This is a genomic window from Pseudooceanicola sp., assembly GCF_041987405.1.
GTDB lineage: Bacteria > Pseudomonadota > Alphaproteobacteria > Rhodobacterales > Rhodobacteraceae > Pseudooceanicola.
In genome coordinates this window covers 508,111-524,148 of record NZ_JBHIWR010000002.1, presented here as the reverse complement: position 1 = coordinate 524,148, position 16,038 = coordinate 508,111, and the positions used below count along the sequence as shown (strand labels likewise).

The 16,038-nt window shown below is 65.1% G+C and carries 12 protein-coding genes; 9 read left to right on the top strand and 3 right to left on the bottom strand.

What is annotated here, in order from left to right:
- Positions 1 to 128: 128 nt before the first annotated feature.
- The 4 genes from ACFC2Y_RS07325 to ACFC2Y_RS07310 all read left to right on the top strand — a co-directional run bounded on the left by ACFC2Y_RS07325 (position 129) and on the right by ACFC2Y_RS07310 (position 6,009).
- Positions 129 to 2,249, top strand: a complete 2,121-nt coding sequence (locus ACFC2Y_RS07325) for a GumC family protein (protein ID WP_375173907.1) — start codon at positions 129 to 131, stop codon at positions 2,247 to 2,249.
- Between the two features lie 102 nt (positions 2,250 to 2,351).
- Positions 2,352 to 4,103, top strand: a complete 1,752-nt coding sequence (locus tag ACFC2Y_RS07320; protein WP_375173908.1) for a DUF2793 domain-containing protein — start codon at positions 2,352 to 2,354, stop codon at positions 4,101 to 4,103.
- A gap of 167 nt (positions 4,104 to 4,270) precedes the next feature.
- The gene (locus ACFC2Y_RS07315) at positions 4,271 to 4,465 is read left to right on the top strand and encodes a hypothetical protein (RefSeq protein WP_375173909.1); all 195 of its coding nucleotides are present in this window, start codon (positions 4,271 to 4,273) and stop codon (positions 4,463 to 4,465) included.
- Between the two features lie 197 nt (positions 4,466 to 4,662).
- Complete coding sequence (locus tag ACFC2Y_RS07310) at positions 4,663 to 6,009, top strand: polysaccharide biosynthesis/export family protein (protein ID WP_375174414.1); 1,347 nt, start codon at positions 4,663 to 4,665, stop codon at positions 6,007 to 6,009.
- Positions 6,010 to 6,021: 12 nt separating this feature from the next.
- Here the strand turns inward: ACFC2Y_RS07310 and ACFC2Y_RS07305 are convergent, their stop codons facing one another.
- The 3 genes from ACFC2Y_RS07305 to ACFC2Y_RS07295 form a co-directional block, all read right to left on the bottom strand.
- On the bottom strand, positions 6,022 to 7,020 hold the full coding sequence (locus tag ACFC2Y_RS07305; RefSeq protein ID WP_375173910.1) for a hypothetical protein: 999 nt from the start codon (positions 7,018 to 7,020) through the stop codon (positions 6,022 to 6,024).
- On the bottom strand, positions 7,013 to 9,262 hold the full coding sequence (locus ACFC2Y_RS07300) for a glycoside hydrolase family 99-like domain-containing protein (RefSeq protein ID WP_375173911.1): 2,250 nt from the start codon (positions 9,260 to 9,262) through the stop codon (positions 7,013 to 7,015). The genes ACFC2Y_RS07305 and ACFC2Y_RS07300 overlap by 8 nt, the downstream gene beginning before the upstream one ends.
- Positions 9,263 to 9,338: 76 nt before the next feature.
- Positions 9,339 to 10,106 (bottom strand): ABC transporter permease, encoded by a 768-nt coding sequence (locus ACFC2Y_RS07295; RefSeq protein WP_375173912.1) that lies wholly within the window; start codon positions 10,104 to 10,106, stop codon positions 9,339 to 9,341.
- A 228-nt stretch (positions 10,107 to 10,334) separates the two neighbouring features.
- Here ACFC2Y_RS07295 and ACFC2Y_RS07290 point away from each other — a divergent pair, with 228 nt between their 5' ends.
- The 5 genes from ACFC2Y_RS07290 to ACFC2Y_RS07270 all read left to right on the top strand — a co-directional run bounded on the left by ACFC2Y_RS07290 (position 10,335) and on the right by ACFC2Y_RS07270 (position 16,037).
- Positions 10,335 to 11,444: a sugar transporter gene (locus ACFC2Y_RS07290; protein WP_375173913.1), complete on the top strand. Its 1,110-nt coding sequence runs from the start codon at positions 10,335 to 10,337 to the stop codon at positions 11,442 to 11,444.
- Positions 11,444 to 12,121, top strand: coding sequence for an ABC transporter ATP-binding protein (locus tag ACFC2Y_RS07285; protein ID WP_375173914.1), 678 nt, complete (start codon positions 11,444 to 11,446; stop codon positions 12,119 to 12,121). The genes ACFC2Y_RS07290 and ACFC2Y_RS07285 overlap by 1 nt, the downstream gene beginning before the upstream one ends.
- A 3-nt stretch (positions 12,122 to 12,124) precedes the next feature.
- Positions 12,125 to 13,015, top strand: a complete 891-nt coding sequence (locus ACFC2Y_RS07280) for a glycosyltransferase (RefSeq protein WP_375173915.1) — start codon at positions 12,125 to 12,127, stop codon at positions 13,013 to 13,015.
- 90 nt (positions 13,016 to 13,105) lie between these two features.
- A complete protein-coding gene (locus ACFC2Y_RS07275; RefSeq protein WP_375173916.1) occupies positions 13,106 to 14,590 on the top strand; it encodes a calcium-binding protein in 1,485 nt (494 codons plus the stop codon).
- Between the two features lie 70 nt (positions 14,591 to 14,660).
- Complete coding sequence (locus tag ACFC2Y_RS07270; protein WP_375173917.1) at positions 14,661 to 16,037, top strand: nidogen-like domain-containing protein; 1,377 nt, start codon at positions 14,661 to 14,663, stop codon at positions 16,035 to 16,037.
- Position 16,038: the final 1 nt, after the last annotated feature.

Sequence of the window (16,038 nt, the reverse complement as noted above, 5' to 3'; positions counted from 1 at the left end):
GGGTCTCGCAACTGCCCAGATCCGGCACACCATGTCGCCCTATTGGTAAAGTGACATCGTAAAGATTGCGTTTCAGGCCCGCCTGTGGGAATCAACCCAAAGATCAGTGCGTGGGCAGTTTAATGGAAATGACGAAACCTCTTGCACCCAATCCGCAATCGCAGATTGAGGACAAGGACGAAATCGACCTGAGAGAGGTGTTCGGCACGCTCTGGCGTGGCAAGTTGCTGATCATCCTGTGTGCCGTGATCGGCATTCTGTTGTCCGGCTATTATGCCTTCGTCGCTGCAACGCCGGTCTATACCGCGACCTCCTCGGTCGCGCTGGAAAGCCGCCAGGAACAGATCGTAGACTTCGAAAGCGTGATGGGCGGGCTGGGCGGCGACCAGCAGACCGTCAACACCGAGGTCGAGGTCTTCAAATCGCGCCAGCTGATCGGCCGCCTTGTGGACGACCTGAACCTGGTCAACGACCCCGAATTCAACCCCGAACTGCGGCCGGAGCCCAACTTCAGCCTGGGCAAGGCAATCGGATGGGTCCTCGACCTTGTCCGCGGCCCGCGGGAAGACCTGCCTCCCCCGACCGAAACCCAGATCCGCGACGAAGCGGTCACCAGGGTGCTGGAGCGCGTATCCATTTCGAACATCCGCCAGTCCTACGTGTTTCAGGTCACCGCGACGACCCAACAGCCCGAGAAATCCAGCCTGATGGCCAACCATCTGGCAGAGCTGTACATCCAGAACCAGGTCGAGGTGAAATTCGAACGGACCGAGCGCGCGACCGTATGGCTGACCGAACGGGTCAGCGAATTGCGGATCGAGCTCGAAGAGGCCGAGACCGCCCTGAAAGCCTTCAGCAGCAGCACGGACCTCATCAGCCCCGAGGGTCTCTTCGCGCTCAATCGTCAGGTCAAGGAGCTGCGTGATCGGCGGGACGAACTGGCCAAGACCGTGGGCGAGGCGGAGGCAGAGGTGGCGAGCCTGCAGGCCAATGCCAGCGCCAGCCGAGAGCAGCGCGCCGCGCTGACCGCAGACCCCGTGCTGACGGCCCTGATGACCCGGATCACCGAGGGCGACGCCGCTGCAGAGGCGGAATTCGACGCGCGCTATCAGCAGCTGGTCATGCGGGCCCAACAGAACGAGGCCAGGACGCAGCAACAGTTCACAGCGCTCGACAGTTCGATCAAGGACCTGACCGGGCGAATAGAACGGCAATCGGCCGAACTTGTCAGCTTGCAGCAGTACCAGCGGGAGGCCGAAGCCAGCCGCCTGATCTATGAACACTTCCTCGGACGGTTGAAGGAAACAAGCGTTCAGCAGGGCATCCAGCAGGCCGACAGTCGCCTTCTGTCCCATGCGGTTGTGCCCGAGAACCCCTCCGCGCCGCGCAAGGGCCGGATCCTGGCCCTGGGGATGATCATGGGGCTGATCGTCGGTGCCGGGACCGTCCTGGCACGGGAGGCGGCGCAGAACACCTTCCGCATCTCCGAGGATCTGGAAAAGATCGCCGGTCTGCCCGTCATCGGCCAGATTCCGACCATCCCGGCGCGACGCCGCAAGAACGTCCTGAAATACCTGTCCGATAAACCCGCCTCCGCCGCGGCAGAGGCGGTGCGAAACTTGCGGACCTCTGTCTTGCTGGCCAACCTCGACAATCCGCCCAAGGTCATCATGTCGACCTCCTCTATCCCCGGCGAAGGCAAGACGACGCAGAGCCTGGCCATGGCGCAGAACCTGGCCGGGCTGGGCAAGCGGGTACTGCTGATCGAGGGCGATATCCGCAAGCGCGTCTTCAGCGAGTATTTCGAGATCGACTCGGAGAAGGGTCTGCTGGCCGTGCTCTCTGGCGAGGCCACGCTGGAGGAGGCGGCTGTCTACAACGAGCAGCTGAAGGCAGATGTGCTGATCGGCGAGAAGAGCAAGATCAACGCGGCCGATGTGTTTTCGTCCGAAACCTTCGTCCGGTTCCTCAACGCCGCGCGGGCGGCCTATGATTACGTCATCATCGACACGCCCCCCGTTCTGGCGGTCCCGGATGCGCGGGTCATCGGCGGGTCGGTGGATGCGATCATCTATGCGGTCAAATGGGACAGCACCACGCGGCGCCAGGTGGCCGAGGGTCTGCGCTCCTTCGCGAATGTGAACGTCCGGGTGTCCGGCCTGGTGCTGACCCAGATCGATAAGCGCGGCATGAAACGCTATGGCTACGGCGACAGCTACGGGTCCTATTCCAACTATTATCACGAGTAATCGGGACGGTGCGAGCGGTCACCCCGACCACCGCACGGTGCCTTAAGACTTCGCTAAGGTTAACAGGACACCCTTCCGGGCAACCAGTTCCGGGAGACCCTGATGACCGACCGTTCCGCCAATCTTTCGCTGCCCTATATCCTGCCCTCGCAGGCCCAGAAACACGTCACCCATAACGAGGCCCTGGTGATGCTGGACGCGCTCGTCCAGCTGACCGTTGAAAGTGCGCAGCAAACCGCCCCGCCCGCCGCGCCTGACGCCGGGGTCCGCTTCATCGTCCCCGACGGCGCGACAGGGGACTGGAGCGGGCGGGCCCCCGCCATCGCCCTGCGCGACAGTTCCGGCTGGATATTCCTCGATCCCGCCGAAGGGTGGCTTGCCTGGGTGGTCGATGTCGGGGGGCAGATGCGGTTTGACGGCACCGGCTGGGTCGGCCCGGGGGACGGCTTGCAGAATGTCGAGAGCCTGGGGGTAAACACCACCGCCGATCTCACCAACCGCCTGGCCGTGGCCAGCCCGGCCAGCCTGCTGTCCCATGACGGCGCGGGCCATCAGGTGAAGGTCAACAAGGCGGCGGCGGGCGATACGGCGAGCCTTCTGCTGCAATCCGGCTGGTCCGGACGGGCGGAGATCGGACTGGTCGGCAATGACGACCTGGTCTTCAAGGTCAGCGATGACGGCGCCACCTTCCGCACCGCCTTCTCCGCCGCCGCGACCAGCGGTGTGGTCAGCTTCCCGCAGGGTGTGTCTGGACTGACCTCCCCCGATCTGGGTGCGCCCGACCTGGCAACGCAAGACTATGTCGCCGCGCGCCTAGGCGGGTTGGTCAGCAATGGCGGCGGTCACCTGCCCTCCGCCCTCAACTTTCCGGCCGGAGCGACGCGGGACACCGCCGAAACCCCCGATCTGCCCGCCGCCTTTTCCTTTGCCGGCCATTACCCCGGCCCCGCGCCCATGGCCGAGCGTCTCGCCGTCGATCCCCATGCCTGCTACGCCATGACCGGATATCTCCGTCAGGAAAGTGTCGCAGGCGACTGGTCGGCCCATGCGGAGGAGGAGCGGCACCAGCAGGGTATCGGCCTGATCTGTCTGGACAGCGACGGGCTGACCATTGAGCCGCGCCATCATCTGCGGTTTCGCGCGGGCGGGACAGACAGCCTGACCACGCTGGCCGCGCCACTGGCCCCAGGCGACACGGTGATCGCACTGACCGATGCCAGCGGATGGAACGACAGCGTGTCGGGGGCGGAGGACTGCGGCGTCATCCTCTTCGGCTATCGCACCTCGGGCGGGCGGGTGCATCAGGGCTACAGTCGGCTGGTGGCGCATGACCTCTTCGCCCCAGCCGGGGTCAACAAGACGACGCATGAGGTGACCCTGACCGGGGGGTTCCCCGCCGCACTCGGCAATCCGGATGATGGTGGGGGCGTCTGGCCTGTCGGCACGCCAATCGCCAATACGGCGACGGAAAACGGGCACAAGATGTGCCTTGTTCCACTCGGCGTGCCCGCCGCGACGGATCTCTGGTACCGGGCGCACGGGCATATCGGCGGCATCGACCTCTCCGGAACCGACGCGCCGCAGAATTTCGCGCCGGGCACGGCCTATGTCACGCCGGTCTTCCTGCCCAACCACTCCAACCGCAGCGGCGGCTGGTCCGGCTTTGCCGACACGGGCGCGACGCAACGGATCTGGTTCGCGGGCATCTCGCTGCGCCCCGATCCGCTGGCCGTCACCGTGCCGGTTATCTCTGGCGCGACCTCGGGGTCGCGCACCCTCTACGCCCCTCTGGCCGACACGGCCAACGGTGAGATCGACCTGGTCTCCGCCGCCCCGACCCTCGCCGCGCTCTGATCGGGAGGCCAGTGAGGCGCCGACTGGAGATCGACAGATTGTGCAAAAGGGACTCACTTCGAACATTAAATTGCCGAGCATCCGTTTTTTACAATTCGATTGTTGCCGGATAGCGGTCGCTGCTCTACCTTCGGGGGTGCATGCTTGTTAAGTTAAGGAGTTAACTCATGAAGCGCATCGCCGCACTTTCGCTGATCGCCGCCATGGCTGCTACCAGCGTTTCCGCAGATTCGGCCAAGACAGAACCGACCGTTTCGACCCAAGCCGGCCTTGCCGGTGCAGGTCTGACCGGGGGCATTGTCATCGGTATTGCTGCCCTTGCCGTTATCGTGGCAGCAGCAGACTCGTCCTCCGGCACCTGATCGGACGACCTTTCAAGGAAAAGCCCCGCCCACTCGGCGGGGCTTTTCTCGTTTCAGCCCCCCGAATGCCGGGTCAGGGGCGGTTCCGACAACAGGCGGCAAGGATCGGCAAAGGATTCGCCCTCCCCGCTCCCTCGGGACTTGAAACAGGGGGGTAAATGGCCGACACATGAGCGGCAGTGACCCTGGGATTCAAGATGAAGCACCTGATCGTATTGTTTGGCCTATTGGCGCTCTCCGGGTGCGGGGTCGCCTATGTTTCTCCGAAGGTGGTGGACAACGAGACGGTGACGATTGTCGAGATGACGCCGGACACCATTCGGGCCGCCAATGCGTCGGATTATCGCCCCAAGGACCTGCCCGCGGTGTTCTACAGTCAGGCCGGCGGCCCCTCCGCCGGGCGCGGTGTCGGGGCCCTGCCCCAGCCGTCGGTCGCACCGCAGCAACGGCCCGAGGCACTGGCTTTTCGCGAACCTCCCCAGGTTCCGATGCGGCCGTATGAGATCGGGGTCGGCGACGTCCTGCTTCTAGCCACGCGCGGAAACTCCACCACGGTCGAGGAGCTGAGCGGGCTTCTGGCAGCGCAGAACCGGCGGCAGGGCTATACCGTCCAGGACGACGGCGCCATCGCCATCCCGGAGGTTGGTCGCGTTATGGTTGCGGGCAAAACGCTGGAAGAGGCGGAAACAATGCTGTTCCAGCGTCTGGTCGAAAACCAGATCGACCCGGCCTTCAGCGTCGAAATCGCCGAATTCAATTCGCAGCGGGTCGCGATCGGCGGGGCAGTTGCCCAACCGACCATCGTCCCGATCACCCTGACCGAGCTGACGCTGGACCAGGCCCTGTCGGCCGCCGGTGGCATCGCGAGCAAGGATCTCGACTATGCCTCGATCCGGATCTATCGCGACGGTGCGCTCTACCAGATTCCGCTGACAACCTATCTCGCCCAACCCAAGCTGCAGAAGAAGCGGCTGGCTGCGGGGGACAGCGTCTTTGTCGATACGGAATACGAACTGGACCGCGCCCGGGCCTATTTCGAGGAACAGATCCAGCTGGCCCAGTATCGGCAGAGCGCGCGGACCCAGGCCCTGGCGGAATTGCAGGCCGAGATGGATATCCGGCGGCAGGCGCTGCAGGAGCAGCGTGACAATTTCAACAACCGGATCGAACTGGACGGGGTCGATCGCGACTATGTCTACCTGACCGGCGAAGTGACCACGCCGAGCCGCTATCCCATGCCCTTCGAGAGGCAGTCCTCTTTGGCTGATGCGCTCTATAGCTCCGGCGGGTTTTCCTCCAGCACGGCGAACCCGTCGCAGATCTATGTTTTGCGCGGGTCGGACGACCCTGCGGCGTTCGGCACGGTTACGGCCTATCGCCTGGATGCGCGCAACGCGGTCAACCTGACGCTGGCGACCCGGTTCGAGATGCGGCCCAATGACGTGGTCTTTGTCGCCGAGCAGCCGATCACCCGATGGAACCGCGTTGTGCAGCAGATCGTTCCGTCGTTGCTGACCTCCGGCGCGACCGCCGTCGCCAACTGATCCTCCTTTCGCTCAGGCTGCATCGAGGGTGCGGCACAGCGCCAGGCGCCGGGCCAGCCTGATCCAGTAGTCCGGCGCGATATCCTCGCGGTACAGCGTGGTTTCCGGCGGTGGCCGGGTGGGCAGATGCCAACCAGGTTGGACAGACCGGACCCTGTTGGCCAAGCGATCGTTGCGGTTGCGGAACCTGTCGTGTAGGGCCTGCACCTCCCGCCGGGTGAAGATGCAGCCGGGTCGGTCCGGGCCATATTCCAAATCATAGGCTTCCTGTGCCGCGCGGCGGATATCCCAGCCGGGGCTGGGTCCGCCCGCCACGACATGGGCCGCCCAGACCGGGATCGGCGGCGGAGAAGCGTTGGCGCGGGGGGCGTCCGGCGGCGGCGAGGGTGCGGTTGCGCGCGGGGCGGCGTGGTGCAGGAGCTGTGTCATCAGGCCGTCGGTTTGAGCGGTGGCGGCGGCGTAGTCGATCAGGCGGATCTCTTCCGGATCGAAGGTTTCGCGCAGACCGTCATAGAGGTTGAGGTAGTCACACCACAGCCCGTCGACCTGTCCGCATTCCAGAGCCCCGGACACCAGGGCGGAGGGGCGCGGCGGCGGGACCGTCTGCTGCAGTTCCAGGTAGACGGACTGGAGGAACTGCCATTGGCATCGCAACACACAGATCACACGCATCGCGTAGCCTTGGAACAGGGACCGCAACAGGGCGAAGTCGACCCTGCCGCCGGGCCCGCCCGCACGGGAGAATTCCTCGCTCGACAGAAGGAGGGTGGCATCGGTGTCGCGCCAGCGGTCGGCCAGGGCCCGCAGCCCCGAGATACCGCCACCCGGCGTCTGATAGGGCGGTGGCAGGGCGATCCAGTCGGTCAGAAGGCTGTGATGCCCGGTGTGGCGGCCGGCATCGGGATAGATCACCCCCTGCCCGGCGAGGTCAGCGCGGGCGGCGGCGAGCCGATTCTGGATCATCGTCGTGCCGGTCTTGTGCGTGCCGATATGCAGGACGAGCCTAGCCATGGCGCTGCACCGCCTCCGGACGGGCTGCGGCCTGCCCGGTCACTTCCGCCAGGACATCCAGGTTCATCCGGCCAAATCGTTCTGTCGGTTCCATGACGGCCTTTTCCGCCCATTCGTTCCAGGCATTGATGAAAAGCTCCCCACGGTAGGAGTCGCTCAGCGGGCCGTCGCAGAGCGCCGTGAGCCAGCGTCGGAAGGTCGCCGGGTTGGCGCCGCGGGCGATATGGGCCTTCGCCCCCCGTCGGGCCGAGTTGTCCCAGGAGGGCATGATCCCCGCGATGGTGCGGTCCGGCAGGCCTTTGCGATAGCCCGGCGCCAGTGCCCGTTCGGCGATCCTGCCGTAGTCGTAGATCAGCCCGGCAAAGCCCGGGTCCGGCGCGGTGCCGGGCAGCCCTTCCGCGGCCGGTCCACCGTGCAAATAGGCCGAAGGCTGGACCACCCCGTGGGGGGGCATTTCGATCCAGAAATCGACCAGATCACTCGCCACGTCAGAGCGATCCGCCACATGGAAGCACACAGCGCCCAGTTCAACCTCGCCAATCCCGGCCTCCGCCCAGGCACGGCGCATCCGGGCGATGTTCTGCTCCGGCGCGGGGAGGTCGCCGGGGCGGTAGAGGACAAAGCGCGGGCGGCGACCATCGGGTCGCTGGTACCGCGGGTCGCGCATGTAGGGCAGTGTCGACGCAACGAGCGCCCGTTCAAAACCCGGGGCGTAGTCCTGACCGATCAGGATCTCGCCACTCAGCCCGTCCCAGTTGCGGCGCCAGCTTTCATTGGCCCAGCACAGGTAGAAGGGGAATGGTATATCCGGTCGCGATAGGAGCCCGTCCAGGGGTTGCTCCAGCAGGCGTTGGCCACCGAACCAGTAGTGGTAGACGCAGAAGGCATCGACCCCGGCGGCCTGTGCCAGAGCGGCCTGATCGCCCATCACCTCTGTCGCGCGCAGATCGTAATACCCCAGATCGGCAGGGCGCATGGGTTGCAGGTGGCCGGGGAAGGCCGATACGGCATCGACAACGCCACGCCATTCGGTGAACCCCTTGCCCCACCAGGCGTCGTTCTGCGGGATCGGATGGAACTGCGGCAGGTAGAAGGTGGAGGTGTAGCGCGGCGCGCGGCGCGGCGGGTGATAGCTGCGCGTCAGGGCCGAGGTTTCCCTGACAGTCTGGCCGCCTGCATGGGCGAGCACGCCGATGCCCCGTTCGAAAGCGTGGGCCAGGGTGCCGTCGATCTGCCCCTGCTCCGTCTCGAACTGGTCCTCCGTCAGATTCAACCCGTGAATCATGCCGATCATCAACGGTTTGAGCCAGTAGATGGATCCCGCCGGGAAGCGCACCGGCCCCCTGGGCAGATCCAGTTCGACCCGGCGCAGCAGGGCCGCAGTCTTGTCCCGGTTGGAGCCCCACCAATCGGATAGATCGTAACTTTGCCCGTCGGCGACCCAGATCGCGGCTTCGGGATCGGCGAGGAAGGCCGACAGGCATTGTTGCTGACCGGCCCGCGGCAGGATGCCTTCGACTAGGTGTCGGCGCCACGACTCTCCATCCTCGCGATGCGGGGATTTCTTCGTGTGCAGTTTGCAAACCGCCTCGTACCCGTCGAAGGCCCCGGCATTGAGCAGACGGAGGAAGGGCAGAATATCGCGCCCCCTGTTGGCCATGGCATGGATGGAGGCATCCGGAAATTCGGCGAGAATCGACTGCTCCAGCGCCGCGGAGTCGGCACCGCGCCAGGTCAGGGTCACATAGAGATCCGCTGGGATATCGAGCTCACGCAGGCTGGCCGAAAACTCCGGCCAGAGATCTGGATAGTAAATGTGCAGGTGAACTGCCACCGGCGCCTTGGGGCGGTCTGGATCGAAGCGGAGAGGGCGCAGGGCGCAGTCCGGCAGACGCTCCACCGGGCGGGCGCGATGGGGGCGCCCCTCCTCCCGCCCGAGGGAGAGGTAGTGGTGCAGTGGCGCCATACCGGAGGCGGCCACGTCGGGATTGAGGGTGAGGTAGGCCGCGGGGGAAAACCCGCGGCAGGGCTGCAAGCCCGCGGCCTCGCCCCAGAGCACGTAGTGACGCATCGGCGCCCGTCGGTAGAGCCAGTTGAGGCCGGGATGCGCGCGACGGTAATAGTCCGGATCGAAGATCCCGCTGCGACGGATCAGGCGGAGGTAAACGAGGCTGGACAGGCCGGGGCAGATCAGCCGAAGCAGCTTGACGCTGCGCTGAAGTGCCAGGCGGAATCGCATCATCACATGGGTCCCTTTCTTTGACCAAAGCATAGGCCGAAAAGGCTTAAGCCTTTTTGAACACCCCGGAATTTCCACATCAGCCGCGCCAGATCAGATCCCGCCCGTCACGGCGCAGAAGCATCAGACCGAGGACCAGAGGCACCAAGGCAATGGCCAGGGGGTAGAGCGGCATCCACCCCTCCGGCCGGTAGCCGTCATAGAGCGCGACCCGCATCGTCGTTATCACATGGGTGAGCGGGTTCATCCACAGCCAGTCACGATAGGGCGGGGGAATCGCATCCGGCAGGAAGAGCACGCCGGAGACCAGAAAGGCAGGCCGGTTGAGGATGGACCACGCCCTTTCCCATAGGGGCCAACGTTCGAAAAGATAGGCGTTAAGCGTGCCGATCCCGAGGCCCAGAGACGCCGCAAGCGCCAGGGCGGTCAGGACCATCAACGGATCGGCAGGGCGCAGGCCCGCCCAGGCCAGCATCGTCGCCAGAACCAATGTGACGACCACCGTATGCGTCAGAAGATTGAGTGCAAACCGCGCCAGCAGCGCGTCGAGCCAGGAGACCGCCGGATAGGCCATGAGCGGACGGGAAAACCGCAGAGCCACGCCGATCTTCTGGGCCAGATCGGAAAACAGGGCAAAGGGCAGATAGCCGCTGGCATAAAAGAGCGCGAAGCCCTGACCGAGCGGCGGCACCTCGAAGGCCAGGGAGAAAAGCCCGGCAAGCAGCGCAACCGCGGCCAGAGGTTCGGCAATGGCCCAGAGATAACCCCCGGGCGTGCGGCCGAAGCTGGTCGCGACCTCGCGAATCATCAGCGCGGCGATGGCACGTGTGGCAGGAAAAGATCGCATTGTCGGGCCCTGTTAGCCGTTTCTTCAGAGAAGAGTCGTAGTGAAGGAAAGTGAAGAACAAATTAGCAACTCGACGATCTCCGCATGGCTCATCCTCTGCCGAAGAAAACGCCACACAGACCGGGCAAAACGCTGCCCGAGGGGTTTCCGGCCCTGGTGCCCGCGGCCGCGCCGCCGCCGCGGAAATCCATCGCCCGCCAAGCACATCTTCGCTTGCGGCACATCGCGATGACGCTTGTTTTCCTATGTCTCGTTCCCCTGCCCGTCGGCGGGGCGACCTGGTATCTGCTGGTGCGCGCGCAACCGCAATTTGCCTCCACCTTCGGCTTTGTCATCCATAGCGAAAGCGAGGGGGCTTCCAGCGTGCTGCTGTCTGCCCTGCCCGCGATCGGTGGGCTTGGCGGCAGTTCCTCCAAGGATACCGATGTCCTGGCGCGCTACCTGCACTCGCAGGCCCTGGTGGAGAAAGTGGGCCGACGGCTGGATCTGCGCGCGCTCTGGTCCGCGCCCCATGAGAGGGACCCGATCTTCACCTTTGACCCCAAGGGCACGATCGAGGATCTGACGCGATTCTGGCAGCGCATGGTGCGGGTCCATTACGATCATTCCGCCGGGGTCATGGAGGTCGAGGTGCGCAGTTTCGAGGCGCAGACGGCCCAGGCGATCGCGCAGGAGATCGAGGCCGCCTCTTCTACCCTGATCAACCGCCTCAGCGGGATCGCCCGGGAGGATCGGTTGCGCCACGCGCGTGAGGAGTTGCAGCGCGCCGAACGACGGTTGACCGACGCAAGGCAGGCGCTAACAAGCTTTCGCGCGAAACATCAGGTGATCGATCCGATGACCGACCTGGCCGGCGGGATGCAGGTGATCGCCGATCTGCAACAACAACTGACGGAGGAATTGGTCGCGACCGAGGAGCTGCGCCAGACGCTGGCGGCTGGGACGACGGGGGCGCGGCGCGAGAACAGCGGTGATTTCCGCATCCGGATGAGTGAACGCCGGATCGCCATTCTGCATGATCGGATCGCGGAGGAACGGGCCAAGATCGGCGGCGGTGGCGAAGGCTCCTACGCCAGGATGATGGGTGACTTCGAACGGCTGAGCGTCGGCGTGGAAATCGCCCAGCAGGCCTATGTCGCAGCCCTGGCCGCGTGGGAGGCCGCACGGGCGGAAGCGGACCGGCAGAGCCGATATGTCGCCACCTATGCGGCGGCGCAACGTCCCGAACGGGCGCTCTATCCCCGGACCTGGCAGATGCTGGCGCTTGTCGCCGCAGGGGCAATTCTCTGCTGGTCCGTGGTTATGCTGGTTATCTACGGCTTGCGGGACCGAACCTGATGATAGCGCTCGAGGACGTCACCAAGAGCTTTGCGACCGGACGGCAGCGCACCGTCGTTGCCCGGGACCTCACCTTCGCCTTTCCGGAAGGGCAGGCCATGGCGCTGCTGGGGCGGAATGGTGCGGGCAAGTCCAGTCTGCTGCAACTTCTGTCCGGGGCGATGCGTCCGGATCATGGGCGGGTGATCCGACGCGGCACAATTTCCTGGCCCGTAGGGTTTCAGGGGAGTTTTCACCCCGATCTGACGGGGGTGGAGAATACGCGATTCGTCGCCCGGCTCTACGGCCTGGACACCGACAGCCTGACCCGCTTCGTGGAGGGGTTTGCAGACCTCGGCCCACATTTCAGACAACCGGTGCGACATTATTCCGCCGGGATGAAGGCCCGGCTGGCCTTCGCGGTCTCGATCGGGTGTCCTTTCGATACCTATCTCATCGACGAGGTGACCTCGGTCGGGGATGGCGCCTTTCGGCAGAAGAGCGAAGACATTCTGCGTGATCGACTCGCGCTTTCGTCGGCCATCGTGGTGTCACACAGCATGGATCTTCTGGCGCGGCTCTGCAGCTCTGGCGCGGTGTTGGAGAACGGACGGCTCTTCTTCTACGCGCGGGTCGAACGGGCGATCGAGCATTACCGCTACTTGATGCAGGGCCGCATGCCCCCATGGATGGTGTGACCCATGGAGATCACCGTTCTCATGCCGGTCCTGAACGGCGGTGTCCATCTGGTCCCGCAGCTGGAAAGCCTTGCGGATCAGAGCCATCTGCCCACCCGGCTGATACTGTCCGACGACGGATCCTCGGACGGGACCCTGGCCAGGGCGCGCGCCTTTGCGCGGCGGGCACCCTTCGAGGTTCGGATATTGACGGGACCGCGCCAGGGATATGCGGCGAATGTTCTGTCACTGCTGCACGTCGCGCCGGGGGGGGCGGTGGCCTATTGCGATCAGGACGACATCTGGGCGAAGGACCGGATCGCGCGCGGATTGGCGGCGCTCCGTCGGATTGAGGATCCCGCGCTGCATGTTGTGGCACGGCGACCGTTCGGCGGGCGCCGCCTGGGCGACCGGCGCGGCGGCGCCCGGCCCTGCCCCTTTGCAACGGCGCTGGTTCAGAACCTGGCGCCTGCCAATGCAACGCTGCTGAACCCGGCAGCGGCGGCGGCGATGCGGCGGGGGGCCGGGCGGCTGGCGATCCCGCCCCCCTTTCCGGACTGGTGGGCCTATGGGTTGATCACCGGGATGGATGGGAGGGTGCTGTTCGATGCCGCGCCGGGGGTATTCTATCGCGACCATGGTGCGAATTTCCTGGGATCCGCACGTTCCTTCGCCGGTATACGGCGGCGGGTCGGGTATCTCTGCGATGGCAGTTTCGGCAGCTGGCTGCGGCAGAACACCCGAGCGTTGAATGCCGTTTCCGACATGCTCAGCCCTGCGGCGCGTGATCGCCTGTCGCGGTTCAGTGCGGCCCTTGCGGCGGGGCGCGGGGCGGGTTGGCTGGCGCTGGCTGACAGGGCCGACGTGGCGGAGTGGATGCTGCTGCGCGTGGCCGCATCCCTGCGGCTGGTTTGAGAGGGGCGCGCGGTCACCACATGGCCGACGTCGGCCGCGCGCGCTCCCCAGAGCGGCAAAACCCTCATGCCAATTCAGGTGGTTGGAGACATGTTTGAGCTGACACATCGCACGACACTGACCGGGGAAAATCCTGCCCTCTACGGGTTGGTCGAAACGCTGACGCCGCTCTCTGACGCGGCCCTCGCGCAACACTGGGTCTTTGCGGGCAGTGCGGCGACGGGGGCAATATCGCGCTATCGCCTCAACGATCTGGCTTCCTTTGGCTCTCCGGACGTCGGCGTGATCGCCTCGCCTTCGCCAGTTTTTCGTATTTCGGATCTTGTCCTTGTGGGCGACGACCCTGTGCTTTGGGCGGCGGGGATTGGCGAGGGCCAGATCACCGGTTTCTCCCTCGACAGCAGCGGAGGGCTGACAGCGCCGCAAAGCATCACGGCCCCCCTGCGCGCGCCCGTGTCGGAGATGGAGGTGATCCGCAGGGGCGGACGGGAGTTCCTCATCACCGGGTCGCGGGACGCGGGAGATCTTGAGATTTATGAGTGGGTTGGGTCTCATCACCTTGTCCACCGCCACACGGCTGAAGACCATGCCAAAGCCGCGTTCGGCAGCGGCGACGACATGACCCGGCTTACCGTGGGGGCGGAGACCTTCCTCGTGACGGCCTCGACCCGGGAGGGGGCGATCTCCACCTTGCGGATCGGGCCGGATGGTTCGCCGGAGCTGGTGGACACGCTGGGGCCAAAGGACGGGCTTTGGGTGTCGGGTCTGGATGCGATCGCGCCCGCAACGGCGCATGGTGCGGGCTATATTGTTGTTGCGGCTGTGAATTCTTCCAGTCTGTCGCTCGTCCGGGTGAATGATATTGGGGTAATGTTCGTCGAAGACCATCTGCTCGACGGGCTGGATACGCGGTTTGCGCGTGCGGATGCGGTGACCGCGTTTTCGGTTGGGGAGCGCGGATTTGTCGTAGCGGGCGGGGGGGATGACGGGCTGAGCCTGCTGGAGATTCTGCCGGATCGCAGCTTTCTGCCCCATGGGGTGCTGGTGAATGTCGAAGGCGGGGCGTTGCAGAACATCGCCGCGATAGCCGCCGTTGACACGGGGCAGGAGATCCAGGTGATCGCGGCGGGCCAACCTGGGCTGACCCTGGCGACGCTGGACCGTGCCGTGATCGGCGCCGCGCAGCAGGGCGGTGCGGCGGGTGACGTGCTGACCGGCGGACATTCAGGTGACCTGCTTTGGGGTGCGGCGGGCGACGATATCCTGCGGGGTAATGCGGGCGCGGATATTCTGGCAGGCGGGGCCGGGCAGGATACGTTGACCGGCGGGGCCGGGGCGGATGTCTTTGTTTTTGATGATAATCCGTCGCGGGACCTGGTGACGGATTTCGAGCTGGGCGAGGACCGGATCGACCTGAGCCGCTGGGGCCGGATCTATGACGCGAGCGCGCTGACGATCGACAGTCGCTGGGATGGCGCGGATATTCATTACGGCGACCTGTCGCTGCGCCTGGCCTCCGCCGACGGTCAGCGCCTGACAGAAGATGATCTGACCAATGATGTTTTTCTGTTTTGAGGCCAGCCTGTTCACCTGATCTCAACCCGGATCTGGCAGACTGAGAACGGGCGACAAACGAGGGTCACGCATGACGGGCAGTGTCACAGGCGGGCTTGGCGGACCCCTGGGATATGGAGAAACCGCCCTGCCCCGATCGGACGACGGGTCGTTCCGGATCGACGCGAGAACTATTTTCTCGGGCGGGCTGAATGTTTTTGGCCATGTCTACTCGGGCGACGAAATCTGGATCGGCATCAATGGGTTGATCAGTTTCGGGACAGGCTATGGCGCGGTGCCTTCGGCCACCGGACTGGACCCAATGGTGGATGTGATCGCGCCCTTCTGGGCCGATGTGGATACGCGGCTGGTCGGCGAGGGGCCGGAAAGCGGGGATATCTGGGTCGACATGGCGGGCAGCGTGCTGAGCGTGACCTGGCAGGATGTGGGCCGGTTCCGGCGGGACAATGACGGAACCAACCTGTTCCAGATCCAGATGATCGACCGGGGATCCGGCGATTTCGACATTCGGTTCTCCTATGAGCGGATAGATTGGGTCACCTCCACGCATGAGGAGGAGCATGGGGCGCAGATGGTGCTGTCCTCCGCCCGGTTGCCTACGCCCTGGGTCGAGGGGGGGGCAACCGCGGATCTGGCGATGAGGCCAGGCAACACCGGGGCGGAGGGCAGCTGGCTGTTCGAGATGCGCGGCGGCGCCCTGCCCGGGCTGGACCTGATCAATGGCGTGGTGGCAGGCGGCACGGCCGGCAATGACACGCTGACCGGCGGGGCGGCCGACGACATTCTGCGCGGCGGGGATGGGGCAGATATCCTACGCGGCGAGGCCGGGGCGGACTGGCTTTTTGGCGGTGACGGTCAGGATACGTTGAATGCGGCCAGCGGCGATGACCATGTCATGGGGGGGGAAGGGCCCGGGGATCTGCGCGATGTGGTCTATGGCGGGACCGGGCATGACGATGTGGATGCAGGTTACGGCAACGATCTGGTCTATGGCGGGGCGGGCAACGACACGCTTGAAGGGGGCTTTGGCGTTGATGAGCTGATCGGTCAGTCGGGCGACGATCAGATTTCCGGCGGGGCCTGGTCTGATCTGATCTTCGGCGGGGACGGTATGGATTTCCTGAACGGCGGCTTCGGTTATGACCGTCTGAATGGCGGCAGCGGGGCAGATCGGTTCTTTCACCTGGGCATCCCCGATCACGGGTCGGATTGGATTCAGGATTACGACGCGGCGGAGGGGGATGTTCTGGTCTGGGGCCAGGCGGTGACGAGCCCGGCGAATTTCCAGATCAACTGGGCTGATACGCCCACGGCGGGGGCGAACGGCGTGGCGGAGGCTTTTGTGATCTATGTGCCGACCGGGCAGATCCTCTGGGCGCTGGTGGACGGGGCGGCGCAGACAGAGATCAACCTGATGATGTCAGGCATGGTGCATGATCTGATGTAGC